Origin of the sequence: Asanoa sp. NPDC049573, from assembly GCF_040676615.1 — a bacterium.
Classification (GTDB): Bacteria; Actinomycetota; Actinomycetes; order Mycobacteriales; family Micromonosporaceae; genus Asanoa.
Genome location: NZ_JBFAPI010000001.1, coordinates 152,591 through 176,715, shown reverse-complemented (window position 1 = coordinate 176,715; position 24,125 = coordinate 152,591). Strand labels below are relative to the sequence as shown.

At 72.6% G+C, this 24,125-nt stretch carries 26 protein-coding genes and 2 pseudogenes; 17 read left to right on the top strand and 11 right to left on the bottom strand.

What is annotated here, in order from left to right:
- The first annotated feature begins 173 nt into the window (after nt 1-173).
- From AB0J74_RS00790 to ptsP, 11 genes and pseudogenes are all read left to right on the top strand, one after another.
- Entirely contained in the window at nt 174-1,442 is a 1,269-nt protein-coding gene (locus AB0J74_RS00790; protein WP_363442820.1) for a GGDEF domain-containing phosphodiesterase, read from the top strand.
- Nucleotides 1,443-1,474: 32 nt separating this feature from the next.
- Nucleotides 1,475-2,302, top strand: coding sequence for a helix-turn-helix transcriptional regulator (locus AB0J74_RS00785; RefSeq protein WP_363442817.1), 828 nt, complete (start codon nt 1,475-1,477; stop codon nt 2,300-2,302).
- A 115-nt stretch (nt 2,303-2,417) separates the two neighbouring features.
- Complete coding sequence (locus AB0J74_RS00780; RefSeq protein ID WP_363444001.1) at nt 2,418-3,179, top strand: DeoR/GlpR family DNA-binding transcription regulator; 762 nt, start codon at nt 2,418-2,420, stop codon at nt 3,177-3,179.
- Nucleotides 3,176-3,958: pseudogene (locus AB0J74_RS00775) on the top strand (1-phosphofructokinase family hexose kinase); the annotation flags it as partial. The gene AB0J74_RS00780 and the pseudogene AB0J74_RS00775, both read left to right, overlap by 4 nt.
- A gap of 702 nt (nt 3,959-4,660) precedes the next feature.
- Nucleotides 4,661-4,810: pseudogene (locus AB0J74_RS00770) on the top strand (1-phosphofructokinase); the annotation flags it as partial.
- Nucleotides 4,811-4,844: 34 nt separating this feature from the next.
- Nucleotides 4,845-6,083 carry a PTS mannitol transporter subunit IICB gene (locus tag AB0J74_RS00765; protein WP_363442814.1) on the top strand — a complete coding sequence of 413 codons (1,239 nt, stop codon included), beginning with the start codon at nt 4,845-4,847 and terminating at the stop codon, nt 6,081-6,083.
- Between the two features lie 35 nt (nt 6,084-6,118).
- Nucleotides 6,119-6,427, top strand: a complete 309-nt coding sequence (locus AB0J74_RS00760) for a PTS lactose transporter subunit IIB (RefSeq protein ID WP_363442811.1) — start codon at nt 6,119-6,121, stop codon at nt 6,425-6,427.
- On the top strand, nt 6,420-6,872 hold the full coding sequence (locus AB0J74_RS00755; RefSeq protein ID WP_363442808.1) for a PTS sugar transporter subunit IIA: 453 nt from the start codon (nt 6,420-6,422) through the stop codon (nt 6,870-6,872). Before AB0J74_RS00760 ends, AB0J74_RS00755 begins: the two co-directional genes overlap by 8 nt.
- Nucleotides 6,869-7,903 carry a zinc-dependent dehydrogenase gene (locus AB0J74_RS00750; protein ID WP_363442805.1) on the top strand — a complete coding sequence of 345 codons (1,035 nt, stop codon included), beginning with the start codon at nt 6,869-6,871 and terminating at the stop codon, nt 7,901-7,903. Before AB0J74_RS00755 ends, AB0J74_RS00750 begins: the two co-directional genes overlap by 4 nt.
- A gap of 12 nt (nt 7,904-7,915) precedes the next feature.
- On the top strand, nt 7,916-8,191 hold the full coding sequence (locus AB0J74_RS00745) for an HPr family phosphocarrier protein (protein WP_363442802.1): 276 nt from the start codon (nt 7,916-7,918) through the stop codon (nt 8,189-8,191).
- Nucleotides 8,184-9,839, top strand: a complete 1,656-nt coding sequence (gene ptsP / locus AB0J74_RS00740) for a phosphoenolpyruvate--protein phosphotransferase (RefSeq protein ID WP_363442799.1) — start codon at nt 8,184-8,186, stop codon at nt 9,837-9,839. The genes AB0J74_RS00745 and ptsP overlap by 8 nt, the downstream gene beginning before the upstream one ends.
- Nucleotides 9,840-9,855: 16 nt before the next feature.
- On the opposite strand, the gene AB0J74_RS00735 is transcribed toward ptsP, so the two are convergent.
- The 5 genes from AB0J74_RS00735 to AB0J74_RS00715 form a co-directional block, all read right to left on the bottom strand.
- Nucleotides 9,856-10,524 (bottom strand): M50 family metallopeptidase, encoded by a 669-nt coding sequence (locus AB0J74_RS00735; protein ID WP_363442796.1) that lies wholly within the window; start codon nt 10,522-10,524, stop codon nt 9,856-9,858.
- 78 nt (nt 10,525-10,602) lie between these two features.
- Entirely contained in the window at nt 10,603-11,034 is a 432-nt protein-coding gene (locus AB0J74_RS00730; protein WP_363442793.1) for a GNAT family N-acetyltransferase, read from the bottom strand.
- A complete protein-coding gene (locus AB0J74_RS00725; RefSeq protein ID WP_363442790.1) occupies nt 11,027-11,449 on the bottom strand; it encodes an RpiB/LacA/LacB family sugar-phosphate isomerase in 423 nt (140 codons plus the stop codon). The genes AB0J74_RS00730 and AB0J74_RS00725 overlap by 8 nt, the downstream gene beginning before the upstream one ends.
- 10 nt (nt 11,450-11,459) lie before the next feature.
- Nucleotides 11,460-12,188, bottom strand: coding sequence for a tyrosine-protein phosphatase (locus AB0J74_RS00720; protein ID WP_363442787.1), 729 nt, complete (start codon nt 12,186-12,188; stop codon nt 11,460-11,462).
- Nucleotides 12,185-12,742, bottom strand: coding sequence for a dihydrofolate reductase family protein (locus tag AB0J74_RS00715; protein ID WP_363442784.1), 558 nt, complete (start codon nt 12,740-12,742; stop codon nt 12,185-12,187). The genes AB0J74_RS00720 and AB0J74_RS00715 overlap by 4 nt, the downstream gene beginning before the upstream one ends.
- A gap of 121 nt (nt 12,743-12,863) precedes the next feature.
- Here AB0J74_RS00715 and AB0J74_RS00710 point away from each other — a divergent pair, with 121 nt between their 5' ends.
- Entirely contained in the window at nt 12,864-13,961 is a 1,098-nt protein-coding gene (locus AB0J74_RS00710; RefSeq protein WP_363442781.1) for a glycosyltransferase, read from the top strand.
- On the opposite strand, the gene AB0J74_RS00705 is transcribed toward AB0J74_RS00710, so the two are convergent.
- Nucleotides 13,958-14,356, bottom strand: a complete 399-nt coding sequence (locus tag AB0J74_RS00705; RefSeq protein ID WP_363442778.1) for a VOC family protein — start codon at nt 14,354-14,356, stop codon at nt 13,958-13,960. The two genes, AB0J74_RS00710 and AB0J74_RS00705, sit on opposite strands and share 4 nt — an antisense overlap.
- A gap of 122 nt (nt 14,357-14,478) precedes the next feature.
- On the opposite strand from AB0J74_RS00705, the gene AB0J74_RS00700 reads away from it, so the two are divergent.
- Entirely contained in the window at nt 14,479-15,270 is a 792-nt protein-coding gene (locus AB0J74_RS00700; protein ID WP_363442775.1) for a maleylpyruvate isomerase family mycothiol-dependent enzyme, read from the top strand.
- Between the two features lie 5 nt (nt 15,271-15,275).
- A complete protein-coding gene (locus tag AB0J74_RS00695; protein WP_363442772.1) occupies nt 15,276-16,382 on the top strand; it encodes an epoxide hydrolase family protein in 1,107 nt (368 codons plus the stop codon).
- Between the two features lie 3 nt (nt 16,383-16,385).
- Here AB0J74_RS00695 and AB0J74_RS00690 read toward each other — a convergent pair whose 3' ends face one another.
- Nucleotides 16,386-17,042, bottom strand: a complete 657-nt coding sequence (locus tag AB0J74_RS00690) for an MBL fold metallo-hydrolase (RefSeq protein WP_363442769.1) — start codon at nt 17,040-17,042, stop codon at nt 16,386-16,388.
- A 14-nt stretch (nt 17,043-17,056) separates the two neighbouring features.
- Nucleotides 17,057-17,755 (bottom strand): maleylpyruvate isomerase family mycothiol-dependent enzyme, encoded by a 699-nt coding sequence (locus AB0J74_RS00685; protein WP_363442766.1) that lies wholly within the window; start codon nt 17,753-17,755, stop codon nt 17,057-17,059.
- 111 nt (nt 17,756-17,866) lie between these two features.
- Between AB0J74_RS00685 and rsgA the strand changes: the two genes are divergently transcribed.
- Entirely contained in the window at nt 17,867-18,928 is a 1,062-nt protein-coding gene (gene rsgA / locus AB0J74_RS00680; protein WP_363442763.1) for a ribosome small subunit-dependent GTPase A, read from the top strand.
- Here rsgA and gsmA read toward each other — a convergent pair.
- From gsmA to AB0J74_RS00665, 3 genes are all read right to left on the bottom strand, one after another.
- The gene (gsmA, locus tag AB0J74_RS00675; RefSeq protein WP_363442760.1) at nt 18,925-20,019 is read right to left on the bottom strand and encodes a sporangiospore maturation cell wall hydrolase GsmA; all 1,095 of its coding nucleotides are present in this window, start codon (nt 20,017-20,019) and stop codon (nt 18,925-18,927) included. The genes rsgA and gsmA overlap by 4 nt on opposite strands.
- A 148-nt stretch (nt 20,020-20,167) precedes the next feature.
- Nucleotides 20,168-21,826, bottom strand: coding sequence for a CocE/NonD family hydrolase (locus tag AB0J74_RS00670; protein ID WP_363442757.1), 1,659 nt, complete (start codon nt 21,824-21,826; stop codon nt 20,168-20,170).
- A gap of 35 nt (nt 21,827-21,861) precedes the next feature.
- The gene (locus tag AB0J74_RS00665; RefSeq protein WP_363442754.1) at nt 21,862-23,331 is read right to left on the bottom strand and encodes an alkaline phosphatase PhoX; all 1,470 of its coding nucleotides are present in this window, start codon (nt 23,329-23,331) and stop codon (nt 21,862-21,864) included.
- Nucleotides 23,332-23,463: 132 nt separating this feature from the next.
- Between AB0J74_RS00665 and AB0J74_RS00660 the strand changes: the two genes are divergently transcribed.
- On the top strand, nt 23,464-23,673 hold the full coding sequence (locus tag AB0J74_RS00660) for a type II toxin-antitoxin system VapB family antitoxin (RefSeq protein ID WP_363442752.1): 210 nt from the start codon (nt 23,464-23,466) through the stop codon (nt 23,671-23,673).
- The gene (locus tag AB0J74_RS00655; RefSeq protein ID WP_363442749.1) at nt 23,670-24,095 is read left to right on the top strand and encodes a PIN domain nuclease; all 426 of its coding nucleotides are present in this window, start codon (nt 23,670-23,672) and stop codon (nt 24,093-24,095) included. The genes AB0J74_RS00660 and AB0J74_RS00655 overlap by 4 nt, the downstream gene beginning before the upstream one ends.
- Nucleotides 24,096-24,125: the final 30 nt, after the last annotated feature.

Sequence of the window (24,125 nt, the reverse complement as noted above, 5' to 3'; positions counted from 1 at the left end):
CAAGTTTCGGGCCCGCTGCATTCCCCCAAACAGGGGAGATGTTGGATGCGGGTGATTTCGGTCATTCCGGGTACGCGATTTGCCCGACCTATCCCGTACCGTTGGTCGTCCGGCCATCACAAAGTGCGCCGGGGTCGCTGGCTGGAGCGGTCCCGCGTGCTCAGGGGGAAATTGTGACAGCGGACCTGACGACGTGCGTGCCTGCCGGCGCTCTCGTCGAGGCGGCTACTCTGTGTGATCGCGTAGCTACGCTGGCCCGCGACCGGCGGACCGGGTTCGCCGTGGCCCGCCTGGCCATCTACGACTACCGCGAGATCCGCAGCTCACTGGGCCCGGCCGTGGCCACCGAACTGCTCGACCGGATCAGCTCCCGGATCGCCGGCTGCCTGGCCGAGCGCGACGCCCTCTCGGTGCTCCCCGATGGCGACATGCTCATCATGCTCGACAGCACCGACCGCCTCGACCAGCGCCTGCACGAGCTGGTCGCCCGGGGCAGCGGCTGGACCTCGGCGGTCTACGGGCAGCTCAGCGCCGGCGCCGCCGCGGCCCGCCCGGGAGAGGACGGCGAGACCGTGCTGTCCCGCGCGAGCCTCGCCCTCGAGGAGGCCGGCCGGCACGCCCCCGGCGCCGTCACCGTCTGTGAAACGCCGATGATGACCACCGCGCGGCAGCGGGTCTCCCTCGACATCGACCTGCGCCGGGCCGTCGAGGCCGACCGGCTCACCGTGCACTACCAGCCCGTGGTCGCGCTCGACGGCGGCCGGATCGTCGGCTACGAGGCGCTGGCCCGCTGGCCCGACCAGGAGCGCGGCTGGGTCCCCCCGGATTCGTTCATCCCGGCCGCCGAGCGCAACGGCCTGATCGGCGACATCGGCCTCAAGGTGCTGCGCCGCGCGCTACGCGACAAGCGCCGCTACGGCGGCACCTTCGACACCTGGCTGTCGGTCAACGTCAGCGTCGTCCAACTCGACGACGAGGCGTTCGCCGACCAGGTCATGCAGGCCCTGTCCGACGAGGGCGTCAGCGGCGACCAGCTGCGGATCGAGGTCACCGAGTCGGCGTTGCTGGCCTCCGCCCGGTCCCGCGCCCAGCTGATCGAGCTGCGGCGGGCCGGCATCCGGGTGCTCGTCGACGACTTCGGCACGGGCTTCTCGTCGCTGGCCAGCGTCCGCCGGCTGCCGATCGACGGGATAAAGATCTCCCGCGAACTGCTCCACGACGAAGAGCCAGGACTGCCGGACCCGACGGTGGTACGCGCGGTCCGCCTGCTCGCGGCCGGCGCCGGAGTCACCGACATCATCGCCGAGGGCGTGGAGAGCGCCCTCGAGGTGCGTACCCTGGCCGCCCTCGGCATGCCCTACGCGCAGGGCTTCCACCTCGGTCGCCCGGCACCGGCCTCGCGCGCCCTGCGCTGGCCCCTGGCGCCCGTCAGCCCCAACTGACCAGCCGGGCGGGTCGGCATATCGTCGGCGGTGTGGAGACCAGCAACGCGCTCGGTGAGTTCCTGCGCGCCCACCGCGAACGGATCACGCCCGAAGACGTCGGCCTGAGCAAGGGCGTGGGCGTGCGGCGGGTGCCCGGGCTGCGCCGTGAAGAGGTCGCGATGCTCGCCGGCATCAGCTCCGACTACTACCTGCGACTGGAGCAGGGCCGCGACCGGCGCCCGTCGATGCAGGTGCTCGACGCGCTCGCCCGGGTGCTGCGGTTGGACGCCGACGCGACGGCGTACATGATCAGTCTCAGTCAGCCCTCCTCCCGCACCGCCACGCGCCCGGCGGCCGCCCCCGCCACCGTCCCGGAGAGCGTGCGGCATCTGCTCGACGAGATCGTCTCGCCCGCGTTCGTGCAGACCCGCTGGCTCGACGTGCTCGCCGCCAACCGGATGGCGGTGGCGCTGTCGCCCAACCTCTCCCCCGGCGTCAACCGGCTGCGCGCGGCCTTCCTCGACCCGGCCGAGCGCACCTTCCACCGCGACTGGCCGGAAGCGGTCGCCCGCGTGGTCGCCGGCCTGCGCGCCGACGCGATCGGGCACCGCGACGACCAGCGGCTGGCCGCATTGGTCGGTGAGCTGTCACGCGAGAGCGACGAGTTCCGCCAGCTCTGGGCCCGGCACGACGTGCGTCGCCAGGAGGGCCGGTTCAGCCTGATGCGCCACCCCGAGGTGGGCGACCTGGACCTCTTCGCCGAGAAGCTCATGATCGGCGGCACCGACGGCCTGCTGCTCGGCATCTACCACGCCGAACCGGGCAGCGAGTCGGCCCGCTCGCTCGCGTTGCTCGGCTCGCTTGCCGCGTCCACATAGTCCGTTCGCGCCCACCGCCCCGGCCTCGCGGAGGTCGGGGCATTTCCATGTCTTGACTTCCCACATAGTCAAGCGTAAACAGAAGCGAAACAAAATGATACGGAGGCAAAGCAACATGTACGCGGAGGAGCGGCAAGAGGAGATCCTGCGGGTCGCCCGGGCACAGGGGCGGGTCGACGTGACCGCGCTGGCCGACGACTTCCGGGTCACCGCCGAGACCATCCGCCGCGACCTGACCGTGCTCGAGCGGGCCGGCGTGCTGCGCCGGGTGCACGGCGGCGCCATCCCGGTCGAGCGGATCGGCTTCGAGCCGGCCCTCGCGGCCCGCGACTCCGTGCTGATCACCGAGAAGGAGCGGATCGCCAAGGCGGCGCTGGCCGAGTTGCCCGACGAGGGTGCGGTGATCCTCGACGCCGGCAGCACCACGGCCCGGTTGGCACAGGCGCTGCCCACCGACCGCGAACTGTTCGTGGTGGTCAACTCGCCGGTCCTGGCCACCGTGCTGGGCACCCGCGCCAACCTGACGGTGCTGCTGCTCGGCGGGCGGGTCCGGGGCAAGACGCTGGCCACCGTCGACGACTGGGCGCTGCGCCCGCTCGCCGACATGTATGTCGACGTCGCGTTCATGGGCACCAACGGCTGCTCGGTCGAACGTGGACTGACCACGCCCGACCCAGCCGAGGCCACGGTCAAGCGGGCGATGATCGCCGCGGCCCGCCGGGTGGTCCTGCTGGCCGACCACACCAAGATCGGCAACGACTACCTGGCCCGGTTCGGCGCGTTGACCGACCTCGACGTGCTGATCACCGACACCGGCCTCGACGCCGACCTGGGTGGAGACATCGAAGCGGCGGGCGTACGGGTGGTCCGCGCATGATCGTCACCGTCACGCTCAACCCGAGCCTCGACCGGGCGATCGAGATCGACGCCCTGGCCCGGGGTGACGTGATCCGCGCCCGCTCGGGCCACCTCGACCCCGGCGGCAAGGGCGTCAACGTCTCACGCGCGCTGCTCGCGAACGGAGTGGCCTCCCGCGCCGTCCTGCCGTGCGGCGGCGACGAGGGCGCGCAGTTGGTCCGCCTCCTGGCGGCCGAGGGCGTCGACCTGGTAGCCGTCCCGATCGGCGGCCGCACCCGCTCCAACATCACCCTGGCCGAACCCGACGGCACGGTCACCAAGGTCAACGAACCCGGCCCGACGCTGTCCGCGGTCGAGTTCGACGCGGTGACCGGCCAAGCCCTGGCCGCGGCCGGCAGCGCCGGCTGGGTGGTGGTCTGCGGCAGCCTGCCACCGGGCGTCACGACCGAGGCGTTCGGCCGCCTCTGCCGGCGCATCGTGGCGGCCGGCGTGAAGCTCGCGGTCGACACCAGCGGCCCGGCGTTGCGCGCGGCCGCCGAGGCCGGCGCACACCTGGTCAAGCCCAACCGCGAAGAGTTGTCCGACGTGGTCGGCGGCGACCTCACGTCCCGCGCCGACGTGGTCGAGGCGGCCAACCGGGTCCGCACCTGGGGCGCCGGCGCCGTCCTGGCCAGCCTCGGCGCCGACGGCGCCGTCCTGGTCACCGCCGACACCGTCGTCAGCGGCACCGCACCGGTCACCCACCCCCGCAGCTCGGTCGGCGCCGGCGACGCCCTGCTGGCGGGGTTCCTGGCCGCCTTGACCAGGCCGGGCCTCGGTCGGGCCGCGGTCCGGAGGCCGACCGGCGACCGAGCCGCCCCTACGGCCGCGCTCCATGACCGAACCGCGACACCCGGCGCCGACGGTCCGGCGCCGGCCCCCGCCGGCGAAGCCGGCCCAACCGCAACCGACGGTGCGGCCAGGCCCACGCACGAAGCCAATGCCATGGCCGCAGACAGAACCGGCACACCGGCAACCACCGCAACCAACGGCGAAGCCGACCCGACCGTGATTACCGAGCGAACCGGCAGGTCAGCAACCACCGCAACCAACGCCGAAGCCGACCCGACCGCGATCACCGAGCGAACCGGCACGTCAGCAACCATCGCCACCAACGGTGACGCTGGCACGACCGCGACCACGGAACGAACCGGCACATCAGCAACCACCGCCACCAGTGGCGAAGCCGACGCGACCGCAACCGACGGTGCGGCCAGGCCCACGCCCGAAGCCAACGCCATAGCCGCAGACAGAACCGGCACACCGGCAACCACCGCAACCAACGGCGAAGCCGACCCGACCGCGACCAAGGAGCGAACCGCCACAACGGCAACCACGGCCAGCAACGGCGAAGGCGGCCCGAGCGCGACCTACGGTGCGGCCAGGCCGTCGGGCGACGCGGACGTCGCCGCCCGCGGGGCTGACGGGCGGTCCGATAGCTGGCGGTCCCAACTGGTGGCCGCGCTCGCCGAAGGGCTGGCGTGGGGTGCGGCGGCGGTCAGCCTGCCCGGCAGTCGCATGCCGGGGCCGTCCGACCTGCGGCGGGACGCCGTCGTGATCCATACCGAAAGCGATTCCGATCTCGTCCGGACCCTGGCTCAGCCGGGGTGACGGACCCCTCCCCCACCCCCGAAGGGAGCGTTCGGTGACAACGACCGAGGAAACCGGCTACACGCCTCCGGTGCAGGGCACCGGATTCCGCGCCACCGTGCAGCGGTTCGGTGGCAACCTGGCCGCGATGGTGATGCCCAACATCGGCGCGTTCATCGCCTGGGGCCTGATCACCTCGCTGTTCATCCCGACCGGCTGGATACCCAACGAGGACTTCGCCCAGCTGGTCAACCCGATGATCTTCTTCCTGCTGCCGATCCTGATCGGCTACACCGGCGGCCGGCTCGTGCACGGTCAGCGCGGCGCCGTGGTCGGGGCGGTCGCCACCGTCGGCATCGCCGTCGGTGCGGGCGCCGTGATGGGCACCGAACTCGAGAACGCGTCGCCGATGTTCCTTGGCGCGATGATCATCGGGCCGGCCACCGCCTGGTTGCTCAAGCAGTTCGACGCGCTGGTCGAGGAGCGGATCCGGCCCGGGTTCGAGATGCTCGTCAACAACTTCTCCGCCGGCATCATCGGCGGCGCGATGGCGCTGCTCGGCGCCTGGGGCATCGGGCCGATCATGCGGGCGGTGACCAACGCCGCCGGTGACGCGGTCAGCTGGCTGGTCGACCGCGAACTGCTGCCGCTGGCGTCCGTGCTGGTCGAGCCGGCCAAGGTGCTGTTCCTCAACAACGCCATCAACCACGGCGTGTTCGGGCCGCTGGGCGTCGCCGAGGCCGCGGAGAAGGGCAAGTCGATCCTGTTCATGATCGAGTCGAACCCCGGGCCCGGGCTCGGCCTGCTCCTGGCGTTCTTCTTCTTCGGCCCGCGCAACCTGCGCGCCAGCACCCCGGCCGCCATGATCATCCAGTTCCTCGGCGGCATTCACGAGATCTACTTCCCGTACGTCCTCATGAAGCCCCGCCTGATCATCGCCATGATCGTGGGCGGCGCGGCCGGCGTCGGCACCTTCATGATCACCGGCGCCGGGCTGACCGCGACGCCGTCGCCGGGCAGCATCTTCGCCTACTTCGCGGTCACGCCGCGGGGCGGCTACATCCCGATGATCCTCGGCGTGCTGATCGCGGCCGGCGTGACGTTCGCGGTCGCCGCGGCGCTGCTCGGCTTCGGGCGCCTCGAACCCAAGGAAGATCCGCTGGCCGCCGACGGCGACGCAGCCGTGATCGCGCCGGACGCCGACCCACAGCCGGGCACGCAGCCCGAGCCGGTACGCGAGCGCGAGCCCGCTGTCGCCAGCAGCGCCCCCGAGCAACGCACCGCGAACCCCTGACCCTGCGCCATCCCCACCCCCGAAAGGTTCACGACATGGCCACCATCAAGGGCACCGACATCCAGAAGGTCGTCGTGGCCTGCGACGCCGGCATGGGCAGCAGCGTCATGCTCGCCAGCCAGCTCCGGCGGCAGCTCAAGAAGCACCGGGTGACCGTCGAACACACGCCGGTCAACTCGATCCCGGCCGACGCCGACGTGGTGGTCTGCCACGCCGGCCTGGCCGCCCGGGCCCGGGGCAGCGCGCCCGACACGGTGATCGTGCCGGTGCAGGTGTTCATCGGCGACCCGGCGATCACCCGGCTGGTGAAGGTGGTCGAGTCCGGTGGCGAGCTCAATGGCTGAGGGGCTCGGCGCACTGCTCGACCCGCGGGCCATCCGGCTCAGCGAGGCGGCGGCGGACCGCGACGCCGCGATCCGCCGCTGCGGCGAGGTGCTGGTCGAGGTGGGCGCGGTCGCACCGGCCTACGTCGAGGCGATGCTGGCCCGCGAGCGGTCGATCTCCACGTACGTCGGCGAAGGTGTCGCGATCCCGCACGGCACCCTCGCCGGCAAGGAGACCGTGCTGCGCGACGCGCTGGCCGTGGTGCGCTTCCCGGACGGCGTCGACTGGGGCGGCCAGCCGGTCGCCGTCTGCGTCGCCATCGCGGCCTGCGGGGACGGGCACGTCGAGGTGCTCGGCGAGCTGGCCCAGATCCTGCTCGACCCCGACCGGGCCGCAGCGCTGCGCGCGGCCACGGACAGCGCCACGGTGTACGACCTGTTGACCCCGATCGAGGAGACCGCATGAAGGTCGTGCGCTTCCACGCGCCCGGCGACGTCCGCGTCGAGGACGCGCCCGAACCCAACCGCACCGGCGGCGACGTGTTGATCCGGGTGCACAACTGCTCCACCTGCGGCACCGACGTGAAGATCTTCCGGTTCGGGCACCACCACATCCGGCCGCCGCGGGTGATGGGCCACGAGATCGCCGGCGAGGTCGTCGACGGCGGCGACACCGGCTGGCGCCCGGGCGACCGGGTCCAGGTGATCGCCGCGATCCCTTGTGGACAGTGCACGGAATGCCGGCGCGGCCGGATGACGGTCTGTCCCAACCAGGAGTCGATGGGCTACCACTACGACGGCGGTTTCGCCGAACTGATGCTCGTACCCGCGAAGGTCCTCGCCGTCGACGGCCTCAACAAGATCCCCGACGGCATCGGGTACGCCGAAGCGTCCGTCGTCGAACCCCTCGCCTGTGTGCTCAACGGGCAGAACCTGGCCCGGGTCGGCGAGGGTGACGACGTCGTGGTGATGGGCGCCGGCCCGATCGGCTGCCTGCACGTGCGGCTGGCCCGGGCCCGGGGCGCGCGGCGGGTCTTCCTCGTCGACCTCAACCCGGAGCGGCTCGCCTTGTCGGCCGACCGCGTCCGGCCCGACGCCGCGATCCGCGGCGCCGACGTCGACGTGGTCGACGAGATCCGCAAGCTGACCGACGGCCGGGGCGCCGACGTGGTGATCACGGCCGCGGCGTCGAAGGCCGCGCAGGAGCAGGCGTTCGCCCTGTGCGCGCGGCAGGCCCGGATCAGCTTCTTCGGCGGCCTGCCCAAGGACGACCCGGTGATCCGGGTGGACAGCAACGTCGTGCACTACCAGGAGCTGACCGTCGTCGGCGCCAACGGCTCCAGCCCGGCGCACAACAAGCAGGCACTCGACCTGATCGCCTCGGGCGCGGTGCCGGTCGCCGACCTGATCACCCACCGGCTGCCCGTGACGGCGGCGCTGGACGCGTTCGACATCGTCGCGCGCGGCGCCGCGATCAAGGTCACCATCGAGCCCTGAAGGGGGTTGACCATGCCGTCCCGCACCGTGACCGTCGGCTCGAGCAGCGGCCTGCACGCCCGGCCGGCGGCCCTGTTCGTCGCCGCCGCCAGCGCCGCACCGCTGCCCGTGAAGATCAATGTCGAGGGTCGCAAGCCGGTACCCGCCAACAGCATGCTGTCGGTCCTCTCCCTCGGTGCCAAGTGCGGCACCGAGGTGACGATCACCGCCGACGGCGTCGACGCCGACACGGTCCTCGACGACCTGGCCACCCTGCTGGCCCGCGACCTCGACGCCGCCGATGACTGAGCCGCCGCACGGCCCGACCGCCCAGCCGCTGCACGGTATCGGCGTGTCACCGGGTTTCGCGGCCGGGCCGGTGTGCCGGGCCGGCGCCGCGCCGCGGGTGCCGGAGCCCCGCGCCGGCTCCGACGTCGACGCCGAGTTGGCGGCGGCCGCGTCGGCGCTGCGGGTCGTGGGTGCCGAGTTGGCCCGGCGGGCCGACGCGACGCCGGACGCCACCGCCGCCGAGATCCTCCGCGCCCAGGTGATGATGGCCGAGGACCCGGTGCTCGACGAGGCGGTGGCCGACGCGATCCGGGCCGGCTCCGACGCACCGCACGCGATCGACGCCGCGTTCGCCGTGCACCGGCAGGCGTTCCTGGAGGCCGGTGGCTACCTGGCCGAGCGGGTGGCCGACCTCGACGACCTCCGCGACCGCGCCGTGGCCGTCTCCAGCGGCGCGCCGATGCCCGGCATCCCGTCGCCCGGTCACCCGTTCGTGCTGGTCGCGACCGACCTGGCCCCCGCCGACACGGCGGGCCTCGACCCCGAGCAGGTGCTCGCGCTGGTGACCGAGGCCGGCGGCCCGACCAGCCACACCGCGATCCTGGCCCGCTCCCTGGGCATCCCGGCGGTCGTCCGATGTGCGGGGGCGACAACCCTTCGCGACGGTACGCTCGTCGCCGTCGACGGCACCGCCGGCGCGGTGCGGGTCGGTGTCGACGAGGCCACGGTCGAGGACACCCGCCGGCGCGAGCGGGAGCGTCGGGCCCGGGCGGCCGCCTCGACCGGCCCCGGCCGCACGGCCGACGGCTGGGCCGTTGAGTTGCTCGCCAACGTCGGCTCGGCCGCCGACCTGGTCACCGGCGCCGAGGGCGTCGGCCTGTTCCGCACCGAGTTGCTCTACCTCGACCGCGACCAGGCGCCCGGCCACGACGAGCAGGTCGAGGCCTATTCGGCGGTCTTCGCCGCGCTCGGCGGCCGCAAGGTCGTGGTCCGCACCCTGGACGCCGGCGCCGACAAGCCACTGCCCTTCCTCGACCAGTCCGGCGAGCCCAACCCGGCCCTGGGCGTCCGCGGCGTCCGCCTGGCCCGCCGCGACCCGGGCCTGCTCGACGGGCAGTTGGCCGCGATCGCCGCGGCCGCGGCGCGCACGGGCGCGACCGCGTGGGTGATGGCACCGATGATCGCGACCCCGGCCGAGGCCCGCGACTTCGTCACGCGCGCCCGCGCCGCCGGTCTCGCGTCGGCCGGGGTGATGGTCGAGGTCCCCGCGGCGGCGCTGCGCATCCGGGCGTTGCTGCGGGAGGTCGACTTCGTCAGCATCGGCACCAACGACCTGAGCCAGTACGCGTTCGCCGCCGACCGGATGTGCGGTGAGCTGGCCGAGTTGCTGGATCCCTGGCAGCCCGCGCTGCTCGATCTGGTGGCCGCCTGCGCCCGAGCGGGCCGCGCGGCCGGCAAACCGGTCGGCATCTGCGGCGAGGCGGCGGCCGATCCGGGGTTGGCGCCGGTCTTCGCGGGTCTGGGCATCAGCAGCCTCTCGATGCCGGCTCGCGCGATTCCGGCCGTCCGCGACGCGCTGGCCGCACACACCCGGGCGGAATGCGAGCGCCTGGCCACCGCGGTGCTCGCCGCCGAAGACCCGCTTACGGCCCGAGCGGCGGTCACCTGACCCGTCCGCCCGGCGTCTAGCGGAGATGCGAACCGATCGGGGGATCGATCACGCCGATCAGGAGGCCGCCACCGTAGAGCAGTGCGGCTATGGTCGCGAGCCACCACAGGCCGCCCCAGAAGCCGCGCGGCAGCTTCGTGAGCTTGCGCAACGCGCTGGCGTCGCCGGACCAACCGACACTCTTCAGGTTGGTCTCCACGGTGTGGACGAAACCGCCGAGCAGCAGGAACCAGGTCCAGGTGTAGACGAACACCTGGCGCGCGGTCGGTGAGCCGTTGACGGCGACCATGACGAACAAGGTGCCCGCGGCGAGGATGAAGAGCCAGCCGAAGAGGTTCCTGACCCGCAGGAAGATGACCGCCATGAGCACGACCGTCACCCAGATGACGACGTTCGGGTCCATGCCGTTCGCCAGCGCCGTCGCGCTCACGATGCCGAAGACGGACGGGCCGACGTAACCGGAGAGGGCCGTGAGAAACGGCCCCTCACCCGTGGTTGTCGTGACCCCGCTGCCGTCGGGCCGCATCGCCACGGACACGACCTTGCCACCGGTCACCGACCCGGCGATCGCGTGCGAACCCTCGTGGGCCATGGTGATCAAGTGTTTCGTAGCCGGCCAGAAGACCGAGCACAGCAGGCCGAGGAAAAACGTCAGCACAACGAAGGTAGTCGATGGTTGATCCATCTGGGGAGCATAGGACCCAGGAGAACCCGTCTATATCACCCATCACGGCGAATGACGCTCACGCGAAGGGGCGACGTCTCAGGGCAGGTCGCGGATCAGCACGATCCGGTCGTCGCCGGGGCCGCTGTAGTCGGGAGTCAGGCAGGCGGTGAAGCCGAGGCGTTCGTGGAAGCGGATCGATTCCGTGTTGGCGGGTCCGGTGATCGCCTTCAGGCGGGTGGCGCCGCGGGCGCGGGCGGCCGCGGCGAACGCCGTGTGAAGCTGGCGGCCCAGGCCGGTGCCGCGGCGGCGTTCGTGGACGGCCACCGCGTGGATGTAGCCGATGTGGGCCGGGGCCACGAAGCCGAACAGGTAGCCGTCGACGGTGCCGGCCACGAAGGCGGTGTCGCCGAACTCGCGCACGAACATCGGGTGGTGCAGGTGGCGCACGTCGCGGTCGCCCCAGTAGGCCGGGAGGTCGGCCAGGATCGCGGCCAGGTCGCCCGGTGTGGCGCGGCGGAGTTCAGGCATCGAGGGCGCCTAGGCGGGCGATGTTCGCGGCCTCGTCGGGGTCGGGCCCGGTGGTGTCGAGGAAGGCGGTCAGCACCTCTACCGCCACGTCGGGGGCCAGGCGTTTGAGGCTCATCGCCAGCACGTTGGCGTCGTTCCACCTGCGGGCGCCGGCCGCGATCCACGGGTCCCAGGCCAGCGCGGCGCGGACGCCGGGCACCTTGTTGGCGGCGATCGCCGTGCCGGTGCCGGTCCAGCAGAGGACCACGCCCAGGTCGGCGTCGCCGCCGATCACCGCGCGGCCCACCGCGGCACCGATGTCGGGCCAGGCCCGGTCGGCGGTCACGTCGACGACCTCGATCGACCGGTCGGCCAGGGCCTGCCGCACCGCCCGTGTGGTCTCGTTCGCGTCATCGGCTCCGTACGCCACCCGCATACCGCCCACCCTACGGGTCGAGCAGGGTGGCCCTCAGCGCGACCAGCAGCGCGTCGTCGACACCGAGCCGGTCGCGGGCGTAGTCGTGCACCGAACCGTGTGTCGCGGCCAACTCCTTGAGGGTCAGGCGCATCGCCTCCGCCGGGGCGTGGCCGTAGGCGGGCCAGGTGATCCGCGGGTTGGCCGGGTTGGCGTGCCAGTCGGCGACGAACTTCTCCGCCGCGAGTCCGGTCAGGGCGTAGTCGGCCACGATGTCCTCGTCGCCGACGCCGACCAGCGACAGCACCAGGGCGGCGAGCAGGCCGGTGCGGTCCTTGCCCGCGGCACAGTGGATCACCACAGGGGTGTTCTCGGCGAGAGCGATCACCGCCAGGGCCTGAGCGATTTCGGCCGCCCCGTCGACCAGCACCTCGGCGTTGCGGTCGGCCAGGAACCGCACCGGCTCCACATCGGGGGCGAGCGTCGCCTGCTTGAAGGGGCGGTGCTCGATGGACAGGTTGTGGTAAGCCAGCCCCGGATGGTCGGGCACCCGGCCGCGCCGGGCGATCTCCTCCGGGTTGCGCAGGTCGATCACCGTTCTGACGCCCAGCGCCTGGAACGCGACCCAGTCGGCGCCGGCCAGCTTGCCCAGGCCGTCGGAACGGTAGAGCCGCCGCCATTGGACAGTCGAGCCATCCGATGTGGAATAGCCGCCGACGTCGCGGAAGTTGTGCAGCCGCTCGAAGGGCAGGTGCCTCATCGGGTCACCGTGAACCGCAGCGACGTGCGCGGGCCAACCTCGAGCACCGACTTCTTGCGCAGCCCGAGGGCGGCCAGGTCGGTGTCGGGCTCGAAGAGCCGCCGGCCGCCGCCCAGCAACACCGGCATCAGGTCGAGGCGCAACTCGTCGACCAGGCCGGCGGTGAGCAGTTGGCGGCCCAGGTCGACGCCGCCGACGCAGGTGACGTCGCGCTCGCCGGCCGCCGCTCGGGCCGCGCGCACCGCGGCCTCGATGCCGTCGGTGACGAACGTGAACGTCAACCGGTCGGACTCGCGCGGGCGCGCCTCCGGCGGCTCGTGGGTGACGACGAAGATGGGCACCTGGAACTCGTAGCGGCCGGCGTAACCGTCGGGATCGCCCATCGCGAACGTGTGCCGGCCCATCAGCACGGCGCCGGTCTCGTCGATCATCTCGGTCATGTAATGGGTGGGCCGCAGTTCAGGCAGGTCGGGATAGAGCGGGGCGGCGCTGCCGTCGGCGTCGGCCACGTAGCCGTCGATCGACACCGTCATTCCGAAGATCACCCTGGCCATGGGCTCGAACCTACCAGCGCGGCAGGGGCGACCCGGTTGTTCACCGACCCGTTCCCCGGCCCGTTGGCGATCAGGGGGCAATATGTGAAGGAGCCGGCCCGACCCGAGAAGAGGACCATCCGTGCGGATCCTGTTCGTCGCAGCCCCGTTGATCGGCCACCTCTACCCGATGATCCCGTTGGCCGAGGCCCTGCGCGGGGCCGGGCATCAGGTCATGGTCGCATCCGGCGGTGATGCCGTGACCCGGCCGCCGGCCGGTTTCCCGGTCGAAGACGTCGCCGGGCCGTTCAACTTCGGGCGCATCGCCATCGCCGCCATGCTGCGCCACCCGCGGGTGATGGCCAAGGAGATCGTCGGCAAGGCCGGCACCGACGCGGTCGGGCACATCTTCGGCGCGGTCAACGAGCAACTGGTCGAGGCCACCGCGGAACTGATCGCCCGCTGGCGCCCGCACGTGGTGGTGCACGAGCCGCTGGCCGCCGCCGGGGCGGTCGCCGCGGCCCGGCACGGCGTGCCGGCCGTGCTGCACGGCAACACGCTCTTCGACGACGCGCTGCTGCTCGGCGTCACGATCGCCAAGATGCGCCCGCGGGTCGACGTGCCGGCCAGCGCCGCCGTGCTGCGGATCAGCCCGGACAGCCTCGTGCCCGGTGCAAGCGGTCAGCCGATGCGGCCGGTCGGGTATGGCGGCGGCTTGAGCCTCCCCTCGTCGTTGCGGGAACCGGGGAAACGCCCCCGGATCTTGGTCAGCCACAGCACGATCGCCGGACCCGGGTCGACCGCGGTGCTGGACCGCATCGTGCGGCTGGCACCGGCCGTGGACGCCGATTTCGTGCTGCTGCGGGCCGCCGACCGGCTCAGCGGCCGGGCCCTGCCGCCGAACGTGCGGGCGATCGGATGGGCGCCGTTACCCGAGGCGCTGGGCATGGCGAGCGCGATCGTGCACCACGGCGGCGCCGGCACCATCTTCGCGGCGCTGGCGGCCGCCGTGCCGCAACTGCTGGCGCCCGGCCCGGGCGACCGCACGCACAACGGCCAGCTTGTCGCCGCCCGCGGCGCCGGCCTGGCCGTGGCCACCAGGAAGATCGACGCCCCGACCCTGCAGCGCCTGGTCGACGACGCCGGCCTGCGCGCCGCGGCCGCCGAGGTGTCGGCCGAGATCGCCGCGATGCCGGCGCCCGAGGAGATCGCCGCGACGGTCTTCGCCACATTCGGCTAGCTCCTGCCGCCCAGCACGTCGAGATAGTGCGGGTTGTGCATGATCCCCAGGATGTTGTCGAACGGGTCGGTAACCGTGGCCGTGATGAAGCCCTCACCCCGGTCGCGCGGCTGCTCGCGGACCGTCGCACCGAGGGAGGTCAGCCGGTCGAGGGCCGCGTCGACGTCGTCGACGTGCCAGTAGGCCACGACGCCGCCGGACCTGGTCGCCGTGCCGTCGGGAGCGAACGCGCGGTCGATCAGGCCCAGCTCCTGCTGGTAGTCACCGAGCCGGAACTCCGCGTAACCGCCCGGGACCTGGAAATAGGGCTCGATGCCGAGCAGGTCGGAGTACCACCGCGTGGCCGCGGCCAGGTCGTCGGTCCAGTAGCTCATCGTCGCGATCCCCCGGAGCATCGCTCCACCCCTTTCGTCGGTGTCGATGCCGACGCTATCGGCGGCCCCCGACATTTCCGGGTCGCCGCGATGGCGACATAGTCTCGATCGCGAACGCACCCCTCGTGTTTGGAGCAATCCGCATGGCATCCTCCGCTGACCGCGTCATCGCGGTGCTGCGCAACGGCCACGACGACCTCACGGCCGCCGTCGCCCGGTTCACCCCCGCCGACCTCGCCCGCCCCTCCGGCGCCAGCGAGTGGGACGTCTCCCAGGTGCTCAGCCACCTCGGCAGCGGCGCCGAGATCAACCTGGCCACGCTGGAAGCCGGCATCAGCGGCGGCGCCGCACCGGACGGCGAGTTCAACAAGGGCGTCTGGGCCAAGTGGGACAACGCGTCCCGCGAGGAGCGCGCCGCGTGGGTCGTCACGGCCAACGAGGCCCTGGTCCGGCGCTACGAGTCGCTCAGCGACGCCGAGCGCGAGTCGGTGCGGATCAGCTACGCCTGGATGCCGGCACCGGTCCCGGTCGTGGCGTCCGCGACGATGCGGCTCTCCGAGTTCGCGCTGCACGCCTGGGACGTCGCCGTCGCGTTCGACCCGGCGGCCACCGTCGCGGCCGACGCGGCGCCGCTGCTGCTCGGCCAGATGGCCGGCATGTTCGCCTGGGTCGCCAAGCCGGAGCACCTCGACGGCAAGACCGCGACGCTCGCGGTCGAGCTGACCGACATCCCGGAGTCGTTCGGCCTGGTCCTCGGCCCGGAGATCGCCCTGGCCGAGACACCGGCCGACCCGGACGGCACCCTGCGCCTGCCTGCCGAGACCTGGCTGCGGCTGGTCACCGGCCGGCTCAAGCCGGAGTTCGCCGCGGCCCCGGTCAAGCTCGACGGCCCGCTGACCCTCGACGAGCTGCGCCGGGTGTTCCCCGGCTTCTGACGGCCATGCCCACTCCGTTCCGGATCGCGACGCCGCCGGCGGCGCTCGACGACCTGCGCCGCCGGCTCCGCGCCACGAGATGGCCGGAGCCGGCGCCGGTCGCGGGCTGGGCGCAGGGCGTACCCCTGGACTATCTGCACGATCTGGTCGGTCACTGGGCCGACACCTATGACTGGCGCGCGACCGAGGCGCGGGTCAACCGGATTCCCCAGCACCGCGTGACCGTCGACGGCCTGGAGATCCACGTCCTGCACCGCACCGCCGGTGGCGCACTGCCGGTCATCCTCACGCACGGCTGGCCCGGATCCTTCTTCGAGTACGAGGCCGTGCTGGAGCCCTTGACCGCGGCCGGTTTCGACGTCGTGGTGCCCTCGCTGCCCGGCTACGGCTTCAGCGGGAAGCCCACGACGCCGGGCTGGGACATCCACCGGATCGCCCGCGCGTGGGCCGACCTGATGACCGCGCTCGGCTATCCCCGCTTCGTCGCGGTCGGCAGCGACTGGGGCACCAGCGTCTCGACCAGCCTCGCCCTCCAGGCGCCGGAGCGGCTGCTCGGCATCCATCTCGTACCCCCGCTGGTGGCGCCCGTCCGCACCGACCAGACGCCGGCGGAGACCAGAGCCCTGCACGACCTGGCCGAGCGGGAGCGGGACGGCAGCGGCTATTCGGCCGTGCACGCCACCCGACCCCAGACGCTCGGCTATTCCCTTGTGGACTCTCCCGCCGGCCTGTGCGCCTGGATCGTGGAGAAGATCTGGGCCTGGTCCGACCACGACGGCGACCTGGCCACGGTGCTCACCCGCGACCAGGTTCTCGACGACGTCACCCTCTACTGGCTGACCGGCACCGGGGCGTCGTCGGCCCGCCTCTACCGGGAGAGCATCGCGGAGGTGTCGCGCTGGTTCACCACCGAAACCGCCGATGTCGTACGCGTTCCGACCGGTTGCACGGTGTTCCCCAAGGAGGTACCGCGCCCGTCCCGCCGCTGGGCCGAACGCCGCTTCGCGAACATCGTCCACTGGGGCGAACCACCCCGCGGCGGCCACTTCGGCGCCTGGGAACAGCCGGCGCTGTTCGTCGAGGAACTGAAGGCGTTCGCCGCGCTGCTCTAGCGCCTACCAGCCGCGCTTGCGCCACTCCGGCAGCGACGGGCGCTCGGCGCCCAAGGTGGAGTCCTTGCCGTGGCCCGGGTAGAACCAGGTGTCGTCGGGGAGGGCGTCGAAGAGCTTGTGCTCCACGTCGTTCACCAGCGACGCGAATGCGGCCGGGTCGTCGTGGGTGTTGCCGACGCCGCCCGGGAACAGGCTGTCGCCGGTGAACAGGTGGGGCGTACCCGATGGGTCGCGGTAGACCAGGGCGATCGATCCCGGCGTGTGGCCGACCAGGTGGATGACCTCGACCTCGCAGTCGCCGACCGGGATGCGGTCGCCCTCGGACACCGGCGTCGTGGGGATCGGCAGGCCCTCGGCGTCGTCGGGGTGGGCCAGCGCGCGGGCGCCGGTCGCGGCCACCACCTCTTCCAGCGCGACCCAGTGGTCCATGTGCTGGTGGGTGGTGACCACCGCCGACAGCGGCCGGTCGCCGATCAGTTCCAGCAGGCGGGGCGCCTCGTTGGCCGCGTCGATCAGCAGCAGGTCGCCGGTGCCCAGGCACTCCAGCAGGTAGGCGTTGTTGTCCATCGGGCCGACCGAGACCTTGGTGATGCGCAGGCCGGGCAGCTCGCGGACGGCCGGCGCACCGCCGGGCTCGACGTTTCCGGTGTATGAGGACATGGCGCGGTCTCCAGTCAGATCCAGGCGGGCGGGGTGGGCAGCGGGCCGTCGGGCGAGACGGTGAGGCCGGCGCCGTCGGAACGGCCGACGAGCCAGGCCGCGAGCGCGCAAGCCGACCCGGACACGACCGGGCCGCCGGTGCCCACCTCGAGCGGGTGGCCGGCGCCGGTCGGCCGCAGCACCAGCGGTGGCGCGTCGCCGAGGCCGCCGGTCACCTCGTGCAGCAGCCGGTGCCCGAACCAGTCGGGCCAGTCGTCGTGGCTGTAGCCGGCCGCCAGGTCGACGTGGTGCACCTCGACCTCGCGCAGCCGGCGCCAGACCCCGAACACGGCGGCCTGCGGTTGGCCGGGGACGTCGAGGATCGTCGCCCACTGCCGCGGGGTGAGCGCGTCGGCCGCGGCGGCGTAGGCGGCCGCGGACTCCCGGATGTCGGCCAGGTGCACCGCGGCCGGCCGGCCGGCGTGCGCGGCGATGTCGGCCTCGCGCTGGCCGGGCTGGTATTGCGGGGTCACCACGCCGGTGCGTGCCCAGGTCAGCAGGTTGCGCAGGCCGTCGGCGTTGCGGGCGACGTGGGCCAGCACGTGGCCGCGGGTCCAGCCGGGCAGGGCGGACGGCGCCGCCACGGCCGCGTCATCGAAGCCCTCGGCGGTCGCGATCAATCGCCGGGTCGCCCGGTCGACCTCCGCCATGAGTGACAGCGGATCCGTGCTCACAAAGGCCCCCTTAACGACGCGCAGGACCACCCTAGCCGTTGGCTGTTCCGGAATTCGGTTTCGGCCCCACCGAGCGCGGCCTACCGTCGATGCCAACGACGAAAGGCACCCATGACCTTTGATCTCGCGTCCCTCGGTTGGGACGCCGCGTTCTCCGCCGACCTGCCGGTGCTCGACGCCGACGTGGTTCCGGGCCGGGTGGCCCGGGTCGACCGCGGCGTCTGCACGGTGCTGGTCGCCGGCGGCCCGGTCCGCGCCAGCCTGGCCGGCGCCGTGCTCGCCGCCGCGTCCCGTGACGCGGTCCGGTTGCCCTGTGCGGGCGACTGGGTGCTGGTGCGCACCTGGCCCGACGACCGGGTCACGATCGAGGCGGTGCTGCCCCGGCGCACCGCGATCGTCCGGCGCACCGCCGACAAGGACTCGTCCGGCCAGGTGCTGGCGGCCAACCTCGACGTCGCCGCGGTGGTCGAACCGCTCGACCCGGCGCCCGACGTCGGCCGCGTCGAGCGCCTGCTCGCCCTGGCCTGGGACTCCGGCGCCCGCCCCCTGGTGGTGTTCACCAAGGCCGACGCCGTGCGCGACCCGGCGGCGGTGGCGGCCGACCTGTCCCGGGCCACACCCGGCGTCGACGTGCTCGCGGTCAGTGCCCGGCTGGGCACCGGCCTCGACCAGATCCGGCCGCTGGTCGCGCCGGGCCGCACGCTGGGCCTGCTCGGCCCGTCCGGCGCCGGCAAGTCGACGCTGGTCAACGCGCTCGCCGGGGCCGAGGTGATGGGCACCCGCGCGGTCCGCGAGACCGACGGCAAGGGCCGGCACATGACCACCTACCGGGCCCTGATCCCGATCCCCGGCGGTGGCGCGGTGCTCGACACGCCCGGCATGCGCCAGGTCGGCCTGCTCGACGGCGCCGCCGGGCTCGACCGGGCGTTCGCCGACGTGGCCGAGATGGTCGCCGCGTGCCGGTTCGCCGACTGCGCACACCAGGCCGAGCCCGGCTGCGCGATCCGCGCGGCGCTCGAGTCCGGTGACCTGAGCCCGCGCCGCTGGGAGAGCTGGCAACGGCTGAGCCGCGAGGTCGCCTACGAGACCCGGCGCCGCGAGGCCCGCCAGGCGGCCGTCGAGCGGGCCAGACTCAAACAACACCGGGTCCGCGACACCAGCCGGCACATCTAGGCACGCGAGGCCGGGTCGTAGCGGTAGAGGTCGTACTCCTTCATCAGGTCGATCAGGTCCTCGGCGTACGACGGAGTCGTCGCGTAGCCGGCCTTGGCGATCTCCTTGGCGAACTGGTTCGGGTTGGTGCTGTAGCGGAATGCCTCGTCGTAGCGGTCGTTCACGGTCAGGAAGTAGCCGTGGTCGGCGAACGACGCGGTCACGTTCCGGTAGGTCCGGAACACCTCCGTCGTGTCATAGCAACGGGTGCCCTCGCACTCGCGGGTCGCGTAGGAGCGGCAGCCCAGCGCGATCGTGCCCGGGTCGCCGAAACACTTGATGCCGAAATAGTTGTGGTCGCGCCGGGACAGGTAGGACCGGCCCCAGCCGGACTCCAGGATCGCCTGTGCGATGGTCACCGAGGCCGGCACGCGGTATTTCGTGAAGCCGAGCCTGGCCGGCTCGGCGACCCGGGCGAGGAACTGCGCCGTGCCCGCGGGCGGCACCACCGGCGGGACCTGGCCGCACCAGGGCAGGACCGGCATGCCTTTGCTGTACGCGACCAGCGCGTCGGAGATGTAGCGGCCGTCGGTCAGCAGGTCCCAGGCGTTGGTGGTGCGCACGTGCCCGACCACCTTCGCGCCCCACACCTGGCAGTTGATGTCGAGCGAGTGGCCGTTGGCCACGGTCCCGATCCGAGCGGTGCCGGTGCTCGCCCCGGCCCGGATGTTGGCCGGGCCCCCGCCGCTGCTGACGGTGGCCACGCTGGCGCCCTTTGTCGCACACCAGGGCAGCGCCGGGCGCGACGGCGACCAGCGCAGGTACGCGTCCGCGACATAGCCGCCGTTGCTCAGCCTGTCCCAGTACGGTGTGGTCCGCTGTGTGCCCTTGATCTGTTCGCCGAACTCCTGGCAGACCGCCGCGACCTCGCTGCCGTCGGGCACCGAGCCGGTGCGGGTGTCCGCCGTGGACGGTCCACCGCGGAGGTTGAGCGGGCCGCCGGCGACCACCGTGGCGGTCGGCGCGGCCAGGGCCACACCGGGCAGCAGGGCGACCGCCGCCGCGCCGGCCAGCACACCGGTGACGAGCGCGCGCGTCAGAGCAGACTTCACCGTCCGGTCCCCTTCCGCCAGATCGCCGACGGACCCGACGCCATCGGCCGGATTCAGGCTATTTGCCGGAAATGAGACCCGTGGGAAAAGTGAGAAAGGCGCGAATCATCGTCGCGTTAATCCGCTTTGTCTGATTCGCGAGACCGGGTCAGCCGATGGTGAACCGCAGCGACGACGGCCGGGCCGCGTCGTGGAACACCCAACGCCGGCCCCCGCGCAGCGCGACCGCGCTGCCCAGCGGCTCACCCGTGCCCGGGTTGCGGGCCCAGCGCGGATGCGCCCCGCCGGCCACCTGCACCCGCATCCGGTGTCCCGGCCGGAACCGGTAGGCCGTCGGATACATCGGCACCGGCACCCTGGTCACCCCGTCGGCGTCCCGCGGGAAGCGGCCCGGCACCACCCGGACGAGCCCGTCGCAGACGTTCCACGACCGGCCCCGCGGGTCGACGTCGCACAGCCGCACGAACACGTCGAAGAACTCCGGCTCACCGTGCAGGTGGATGGTCGCCGACACCTCGCCGAGCACGTCCAGCGGCGTCTCCAGCGGCTCGCCGGTGAACAGCAGCACGTCGGGCCGCTCCTCGACGGGCCGGTTGTCGACCCGGCCGGCCTTGTTGGCGGCGAGCACCGCCCCGCCCAGCGACGGCGTCGGGTCGGCCGGGTCGTAGTAGAACGCCGACGGCTCGCCGCTCGCGGGGCCCCCGCCCAGGCCGCCGCCCGGGTGCAGGAAGATCTCGCCGGGTGTGCCGGGCGGCGGCCAACTCGGCAGCGACCGCCACCCGTCGTTGGCCACGTGCAGGTGGACGCCGCCCGGGCGCGGCGCGGTCGCCGACCGGCGCAGCGTGGCCGCGGCGTCGGTGCCGCCGGGCATCCGGTCGCAGAGGAACGCCAGCCCCTCCCGCATCCAGGCGCCGAACAGGCCGGGACTGCCGTGCGTCCACGGCCCGATCATCAGGTAGGGCTCGGCCCCCGCCGCGGTCAGCGCCGCGTAGTCGCGCAACTGGGCCGGCAGGAAGATGTCGTGCCACCCGGTGATCATCGCGATCGGCGCGCGCACCGTCGCGACACCGTCGTCGAACACCCGGTCGGCCCAGTACGCGGCCTCGGGCTCGACCTCGCGCAGCCAGTCCTGGTAGAACGGCACCGCCGTGCCGACGGCGACCCGGTCGGCCGTGTCCAGCGGCAGGGTGGCCAGGCCGCGCAGCAGCCTGGGCTGGCCGCGCTTGAGCTCGCGCTGCCGGGTGAAGAACGGCTGGCCCTCGGCGCTGAGCAACTCGGCCCAGGTCAGCACCGTGTCGAGCGAGAACGCCTCACCGGCGTAGGTCGAGTCGCGGGCCGAGGACGTGGTGCAGACCAGCACCATCGCCCGCAGTTCGTCGCCCACGTAGGGCGCTACCGCCCACTCGGCGAAGCCCTGGTAGCTGGAGCCGAACATGGCCAGGTCGCCGTTGTACCAGGGCTGGCGGCGCAACCAGTCGACCGTGTCGATGCCGTCGGTGCGCTCGTGTCGCATGGGGTCGAAGGTGCCGCCGCTGCCGTAGGTGCCCCGGCAGGACTGGATCACCGTGTGCAGCCCACGCTCGGCGATCAGCCGCCCGAACAGCGTCACCGGCCCGCCGCGCCCGTAGGGCGTGCGGATCAGCACCGTCCCGGCGCCGGGCACGTCGGTGGCGTAGTGGTCGGTCATCAGGATGACGCCGTCACGGGCCCGGACCCGCTGGTGACGGCGGTAGCTGACCTTGCCGGACACGGCCGGCGGAAGGCGCAGCGCACGGGTGGCGGCGAAGGTCGCGACCTGGGCGAGCACGCCCTCACCGTACCCAGCCGCCGCCCGTCGCGGGCTCAGACGCCGATCCTGCGCCAGTCGCCCCAGATCGCGAACGTCATCCCGGCGCTGGCCTGGATGTTGACGAACAGCGTGTGCCCGTCGGGGCTGAACGTCGAACCGGCGAACTCGTCGTCGAACCGGGGCGTGCCGGTGCTGGAGGTGAGCCGGTTGACCGCGATGTCGAAGAGCTCACCGTGCGGGGTCAGGCCGCGCAGGTAGTTGTCGTCGGTGTGGTCCTCGCAGACCACGAGCGTGCCGCGGGGGCTGGTGGTGACGTTGTCGGGGAAGTCCAACGTGTCCGGACCCGGCGACTGGTAGATCGCGCGCAGCACCTGGTGCTTGGGGTAGTAGGCCCAGACCTGGCCGTACCCGTTGCCGTAGCCGTCGGTGGCGTGCGGGCCGATCTCGGTCTCCGGTTCGCCGCCACCCTGGGTCGAGGTGAAGTAGACGACCCCGTCGTCGTAGACCGCGCCCTCCAGCCGGGAGAAGTAGGCGGCGCCCTGCGCCCAACCCTGCTTCGGCACGTACACCGTCGCATCGTCGTTCGTGGTCGGTGCCGTCTCGCCGGGCGTGTAAGGGAAGCGCGGCGCCGGATCGTCGATGTCGACCCACTTCACGTCGTACGTGGCTCCGCGCCGCTGCATGCCCTCGAGATGGATGTTGGGCCGCTTGCGGACGGCCAGCATCTGCAGCCGGCCCCGGTTGTCGAGGTGACCCAGCCGCATCGGGTCGCGGCGCGGCTTGTAGCGATAGAAACCCGACGGGAACTCGAAGCTGTCCTCGGTCAGGTAGAGATAGCCCGAGTGCGGGTCGTAGGCGACCGCCTCGTGGGTGAACCGCCCGGCGGCGGTGATCGGCTCGCCGCTGGCCTCGCCGTGCACCGGGACCTCGAAGACATACCCGTGCGGCTGGGTCAGCGGCACGTTGGACGCGTTGGTGAAGTCCGGGCCGACGTCCGGCCCGTTGACGGTCTCCTCGCAGGTGACCCAGGAACCCCACGGCATCCGGCCGCCGGAGCAGTTCATCATCGTGCCGTTGATGCTGGTGTAAGCGCGGCGCACCTCGCCGGTGCGGCTGACGTGCACGGTCGTCGTGCCGCCGCGGGCCTGCGGGTCGTAGGGCTCCCGCGGGCCGAAGGCCGGTCCGGGGTTGTTGACCTCGTGGTTGCGGATCAACACGACGTCGTCGCCGCGGTCGCGGAAGGCGCCCATGCCGTCGTGCCGGCCGGGCAGCGCCGTGCCGTCGTCGAGCACGACCGGCGCCTCGGTGTCGTGGAAGGACCGGTACTGGAAGCCGGCCGGCACGTGCAGCCGGACCTTGCCGTCCCGCAGGTCGGCGACCGTGTCGACGAGGGGCGCCCGCTGCGGGCCGTTGGCGGCGGCGGTGTCGCGGTTGACGAAGCCGAGGAACGGCCCACCCAGCACGACCCCACCGGCCGCGGCCGCGGCCCCGCGCAACACACTGCGACGATCAAGATCAGACATCGACGACTCCTTTGTCGGGAATCCATCGATCCTCATCGGGCCAGCCCGGTCGCGCAACCGCTGATTTTTCCGTCCGCACACCTGCTGACGGATATACTGGAAGCCGGGTGCGTATATACGGGATGGTGTGGCATGACCAAGGTACTTATCGACGTCGACGACGATGCCCTCGCCGAGGCGTCCGCGCTGCTCGGCACCAAGACCAAGAAGGACACGGTCAACACCGCGCTGCGGGAGACGGCCAACCAGCTACGCCGGGCCAAGGCCCTGGCACGACTCGCCGAGCTCGGCGAGTCCGGCGCGTTCGACGATCTGCTGGACAAGTCCGCCTACCGCGGATGACGTCGGCGCGCTTCCTGGTCGACACCAGCGCACTGGTCCGGTTGCTGCGGATCCGCGACATCCGGGAGCGGTGGCAGCCGCAGATCACCGCCGGCGTGGTGGGTCTGAGCCCGATCACAGAGCTGGAGCTGTTGCACAGCGCGCGGTCCAAGGCCGACCGCGAGGAGCTGTTGGGGCTGTTGGCCGCGACCTTCACCTGGGTCGCCGTGCCCGACCGCGCCTTCCTGCGGGCGGCCGAGGTGCAGAGCGCGATGACCGCGCGCGGCACCCATCGCTCCGCCGGCGCCGTCGACCTGCTGCTCGCCGCGACCGCGGAGCTCACCGGGCTCGCGCTGGTGCACTACGACCACGACTTCGACGAGATTGTGCGGATCACCAACCAGCCCGCGGTCTGGGTCGCCGCGCCGGGCTCGATCGCCTGACCCGCGCGGCTCCCCGGCCGAGGAGCCGCG